Origin of the sequence: Methylobacterium sp. J-030 (genome assembly GCF_022829545.1) — a bacterium.
Lineage (GTDB): Bacteria > Pseudomonadota > Alphaproteobacteria > Rhizobiales > Beijerinckiaceae > Methylobacterium.
Genome location: NZ_JAKSYM010000209.1, coordinates 1 through 1,541, shown reverse-complemented (window position 1 = coordinate 1,541; position 1,541 = coordinate 1). Strand labels below are relative to the sequence as shown.

Genomic DNA, 1,541 nt, shown 5'->3' with positions numbered 1-1,541 from the left:
TGGCCCGGGCCACGGCCTCTAGGCGTGGCATTTCGGCCACTGTACGGGCGGCATGCTGATGCGGGTCGAGAACCGCGAGGGCCGAGCCGGTCTGAGCCACGAGCGACAAGGGGGCGGTCGGGAGAGGTAGTCCCGCCTTGGCCCGTTGCGCGATGAAGGCGTTCAGCTCGGCGTGATTGCGCGGTGTCTCACGCAGGACCGGGGCCGGCGCCGCGCCCGCGCCTGTCGTCGATCGCACGTTGCATCAGCCGGGCGGCCATACCGTCACGGTCCTGCCTTCCCGGCCGGCCTCGGCGCCGGCCCCGGTCCTGCGTGAGACACCGCGCAATCACGCCGAGCTGAACGCCTTCATCGCCGAACGGGCCAAGGCGGGACTACCTCTCCCGACCGCCCCCTTGTCGCTCGCGGCTCAGACCGGCCCGGCCCTCGCGGTTCTCGACGCGCATCAGCATGCCGCCCGTCCAGTGGCCGTAATGCCGCCGCTAGCGGCCCTGGCCCGGGCCAAGCTCCGAGCTGCCCTCAACGGCCGGCCTGGCGCCCGCTAGGCCCGGGCGTACGGCCACGGGACTGGGGGCATGCGGTGGCGCGTCGAGAACCGCGAGGGCCGAGCCGGTCTGAGCCGAGGTCGGAAAGGGGGCGGGCGGGAGGGGGAGTCCCGCCGTGGCCCGTTCGGCGATGTAGGCGTTCAGCTCGGCGTGATTGCGCGGTGCCTCACGCAGCACGGACGCCGAGGCCGGCCGGTAAGGCAGGACCGTGACGGTATGGCCGCCCGGCTGATGCAACGTGCGATCGACGACAGGCGTGGGCGCGGCGACCGGCTCGGGGCCGGCCTGGCGCGAATGGTCTCGGCGGTCCACCTCGGCGACAGGCACGGCACCGTCGCGCCGGGGAACCTGAGGAGCGAAAGCGTGCATGGCGCTCCTCATCGACCGGCCCTCCCGTAGAATGCGGCAGCCCGCTTGGTCATGTCGCGCAGCTGCTGGCGCTGATGCTCGGCACGGTCGGCCCAAGCCTGATCGAAGGCGGCCCGGTCGCGCTGGGCCTGGGCTACGGCATCCCGGGCGGCACGGTCACGAGCGACAGCGCGGTCTCGCGCGAGCTTAACTTCGGCCAGCTTATCGCCGACCTCGTCCATCATCTCCATGATGCCGGACCGGTCGATCGCGTCCTGCATCAACTCGCCAAAGCGCTTGGTCGTGATGCGGACCGGCGTCGCAGAGTCCTTGAACTTGATGCTGATGGTGTCGTTCGCGGCGCTTGACTTTTGTGAGCCGCTAACTCGGCGGCTCGGCCTCACAACATCTCGCATCGGCAAGTCAAAAACATAATTTTGGGGCATGGTATCCTCAACTGGCCGGGCGAGTCGTCCAAGACGGCGCTACGGTTCCGAGACTTAGGTAGTCGTCGACGGACCCGCCGTTCGCCGGTAAGTCCTGCACCGCCACGAGGTCGAGGTAGGCAGCGATTTCCGTTTCGGTTTGCCCCTGGGGCGGGAAGCCCATCCCGCATTCCCCTAGAACGGCCATGGCGGGTCGGGACGC

4 protein-coding genes are annotated in these 1,541 nt (G+C 69.7%); 1 reads left to right on the top strand and 3 read right to left on the bottom strand.

All coding sequences use genetic code 11. The features are described 5' to 3' along the window. The coding region (locus MKK75_RS13710) for a hypothetical protein (RefSeq protein ID WP_244043111.1) at positions 1-238 on the bottom strand (238 nt) is incomplete at its 3' end. 1 nt (position 239) lies between these two features. Here MKK75_RS13710 and MKK75_RS13705 point away from each other — a divergent pair. Then, positions 240-545 carry a hypothetical protein gene (locus tag MKK75_RS13705; RefSeq protein WP_244043110.1) on the top strand — a complete coding sequence of 102 codons (306 nt, stop codon included), beginning with the start codon at positions 240-242 and terminating at the stop codon, positions 543-545. A 377-nt stretch (positions 546-922) separates the two neighbouring features. On the opposite strand, the gene MKK75_RS13700 is transcribed toward MKK75_RS13705, so the two are convergent. Continuing rightward, positions 923-1,339 carry a hypothetical protein gene (locus MKK75_RS13700; RefSeq protein WP_244043109.1) on the bottom strand — a complete coding sequence of 139 codons (417 nt, stop codon included), beginning with the start codon at positions 1,337-1,339 and terminating at the stop codon, positions 923-925. A gap of 7 nt (positions 1,340-1,346) precedes the next feature. Beyond that, positions 1,347-1,541: hypothetical protein (locus MKK75_RS13695; protein WP_244043108.1), on the bottom strand; the 195-nt coding region annotated here is incomplete at its 5' end.

Excerpts from the sequence above, each read along its gene's own strand:
- MKK75_RS13700 (WP_244043109.1), bottom strand. The coding sequence starts at position 1,339 with ATGCCCCAAAATTATGTTTTTGACTTGCCGATGCGAGATGTTGTGAGG.